Annotated in this window: 3 protein-coding genes and 1 pseudogene; all 4 read right to left on the bottom strand. The window is 60.2% G+C overall.

Annotated features, from left to right (window positions below):
* Nucleotides 1-373 precede the first annotated feature (373 nt).
* Nucleotides 374-1,468 (bottom strand): dimethylsulfone monooxygenase SfnG, encoded by a 1,095-nt coding sequence (gene sfnG, locus JV551A3_RS11630; protein WP_133978704.1) that lies wholly within the window; start codon nt 1,466-1,468, stop codon nt 374-376.
* 178 nt (nt 1,469-1,646) lie between these two features.
* Complete coding sequence (locus JV551A3_RS11625; RefSeq protein ID WP_133978702.1) at nt 1,647-1,934, bottom strand: DUF3077 domain-containing protein; 288 nt, start codon at nt 1,932-1,934, stop codon at nt 1,647-1,649.
* 103 nt (nt 1,935-2,037) lie between these two features.
* Nucleotides 2,038-2,295, bottom strand: coding sequence for a hypothetical protein (locus JV551A3_RS11620; protein WP_133978700.1), 258 nt, complete (start codon nt 2,293-2,295; stop codon nt 2,038-2,040).
* 711 nt (nt 2,296-3,006) lie between these two features.
* A pseudogene (locus tag JV551A3_RS11615) lies at nt 3,007-3,228 on the bottom strand (hydrolase); the annotation flags it as partial.

Genomic DNA, 3,228 nt, shown 5'->3' with positions numbered 1-3,228 from the left:
TCACGGTTGCGTGGTGCCAGCGGCCTCCTTGCCTGCGGCCGCACGTCTGCGCGCACTGGTCCGAGGCATCCTGCAAGCATGGCACTTGTGGCGCCCGGGGATTGCGTGCGAACGACCAGGCGCATCCTGAAACCGACGCGGGTTGTTTCTGACCCTTATGCAGTCTGCTGCGCTGTGGCTTAGAAAACTGAATTCGCAAGCGGTCCGCGTACCCTATGGGAGCGGCTTTAGCCGCGAAGAATCCAACGCGGTGCATGGCACCGGCTACGCCGGTGTTCGCGGGCATGCCCGCTCCCACAGGGTGCTCCGGCAGCCCAAGGAATGCGCCATACCTGTGGGAGCGGGCGCGCCCGCGAAGAATCCAACGCGGGCTTCAGGCCACCGCCTTGTCCACGCTGCGCCCGGCCTCCAGTTCACGCACCAGCGGCAGCACATGTTCGCCGAAGTACGCTACTTCCTCCTGGAAGTGCAGGAACCCGGACAAGATCAGATCCACACCCACTGCCTTCAGCGCAACGATGCGCTCGGCAATCTGCCGCGGTGTGCCGATCAGGTTGGTCTTGAAGCCATCGTTGTACTGCACCAGGTCTTCGAAGCTGGACCTGGCCCAGTTGCCCTCGCCCTCCGGGCTGGCAGAACCGGCATGCTTCACTTCCTGGCCAAACGCCCGCACCGCCTCGGGGTTGGCCTTGTCGATGATTTCCTGCAGCACCGCGCGCGCCTGCTCTTCGGTGTCGCGGGCGATGATGAAGGCATTGACTCCAACCTTTACCGAATGGCCGTTGGCCGCCGCCTTGGCGCGGATATCGTCGACCTGCACCTTGATCCCTTCCACGCTGTTGCCGTTGGTGAAGTACCAGTCCGACACGCGTGCCGCCATGTCGCGTGCGGCGCGCGAGCTGCCGCCCTGGAAAATCTCCGGGTGCGGTTGCTGCAGCGGCTTGGGTTTAAGGTTGTAGTTGCGAAAGCGATAGAAGTCGCCGTTGAAGGTGAAGTTGTCCTGAGTCCAGATGCCCTTCAGCGCACGGATGAATTCCTCGGAACGGCGATAGCGTTCGTCGTGATCCAGCCAGGGTTCGCCGATGGCGTGGAACTCGCCCTTGAACCAACCTGAGACCACGTTGATGGCGATGCGGCCGTTGGTGAACTGGTCGATGCTCGCCAGCTGCTTGGCCGCCAGCGCCGGGTTCCACGGGCCTGGCAGGATGGCGGCGATGACCTTAAGCTTTTCCGTGGCAGCGAGCAGCGCGTGGCTGATGGTGACCGACTCGTGCTGGTTGTCGGCGCCGTAGCCGGCGGTGAACCGGATTTGCGACAGGGCGTAGTCGAAACCGGCCTGTTCGGCGATTTGCGCGAGCTTGCGGTTGTAGTCGATGTCCCAACTGGTGCGCTGTTCGATGGTGCTGACCACCAGGCCACCACTGACGTTGGGGACCCAGTAGGCGAACTTGATAGGGGCTTGGCTCATGGTAAGGCTCCTTGGTGTTCCTTGGGGGTTCAAGGAGGCAGGAGCAGCAAATATGCCAGGCTTTAAAGTGTTCTTATTTCAATGGGTTATTTGAATTTTTCGGCGATGTTGGCTGCATGCGATCGAACAAGCTGCTGGATCGCTGTTGCCTGCACAACATCGCCGCCCCGGCGGTAAGTCAGCGGTTCTTGCGCATGCCCATATGCGCGTCATCCATCAGCGCCTTGGCCATGTCGCAGAGAAAGTGCGACGCCCAGACCAGCACCGGTTCGTTGTCCATAACCCCGATAAACGATGCTCGCCGTGAGCAATCCATCAATACCGACGCTTGTTCGATTGCATGATCACAGCAGTTTCCCGCCTCTACGCGAAAAAGTTTCTTGCCGTCCAGCACACCGTCCAGGAAGGTGGCCGCGCCTACGGTCAGGCCCAGCGTGCCGGTGTCGTCATCCAATTCATTGTCCATCTGAAACCCTCTTTTGAATCTGCCGGCCAGTGCGATTTCCCGGTTGCAGTCCCTGGCAGGAAAACCACACCGCCCAGGCTGGCAAAATTTGAATGTCAGCCCATCAATGCAATGTATGCACCGGCTGCCCGTCCCGGAGCTGCACCTGCGCAATCGCCGACACCAGCAGCATGCGCACAGCCTCCATTTCATGCATGACCGCCAGGGTCATGATCGTGGCGGGAGATCTTGGGAGCGAGGCTACGGCGTGATGGCCTACGGACAAGGCGCAGAGCACGTATTCCGCGGCCTGGGTCAGGGTGTCTTCCAGGTGATGAGATGGGTCGTTTGAGAAAGGTGGATCGGGAACGAGTTTAAGCATGACAGCCTCCAGACAATAACAAGTCGGACCGTCGCCAGATCACTTGCAGATGATAGGGTGGCGGCTACATGCGGGCCTGCAAGACCGGGCTTGGAGGTCGATTCCCGGCTGGCCCGAAGACCACCCGCACGCAGCCACCATTGAACGAAGCCAACAGCAAACTGAGACCAAGCCAAGCAACGGGCTTGCAGACCCGGTCGTTGAATTTGCAACGACAGGGCAAGACTAGGGGGCTCAGGTTTCCATCGCAATGGTGAAACGGCTTGAAAAGGATGATTCAGAAATGGACTACGAGGAAGGGGAAAAATCTGATTAGTTCTTGTAGGAACAACCATTCTCACGGCACAGCAGCAACACGCTCAACATTTTTACGGCGGGGCTCTCATAGAACAGCGCATAATTCATTGCATTAGCAGGGTCCCTGTGGGAGCGGCTTTAGCCGCGAACACCGGCGCAGCCGGTGCCATGCACCGCGTTGGATTCTTCGCGGCTAAAGCCGCTCCCACATTATCAGCACCGCCTTCCAGGCATGCACAGGATCAGGAGCGGCCTTGTGCTGCGAAGAGGTCGGAAGGGCAAAAAATCCTCTTTGCCGGTAATTGCCTCTTCGCAGCACAAGGCTGCTCCTACAGGCAATGAGGCAACCTGATGGGGCAAGACAGTTGCTCCCACAAGGTACAGCCCGGCAGCAAACCACCGGGCCGCAAGCCATCAACGTTGCGAGTCGAGCACTTCGTGCTCCATCACTACCTGCTGGGCCTTGGCGTAGCTTTCGATCAGCAGGCGGTAGTGCGGGAAGATCAGGCTGTAGGCCTCGGCCCACTGCGCTGCGTCTGGACGGTTCCAGGTGCGCTGGATTTCCGAGGCGACTGCGGCGGTGTCCATAGGCACCACGCCGGCCTGGACGACGCGGGCCAGGGTGATTTCCTGGGC

It is taken from the genome of Pseudomonas inefficax (assembly GCF_900277125.1).
In the GTDB taxonomy this organism is placed as follows: domain Bacteria; phylum Pseudomonadota; class Gammaproteobacteria; order Pseudomonadales; family Pseudomonadaceae; genus Aquipseudomonas; species Aquipseudomonas inefficax.
The sequence above is the reverse complement of the archived record's forward strand: the minus strand, read 5'-3'. Positions and strand labels throughout refer to the sequence as shown.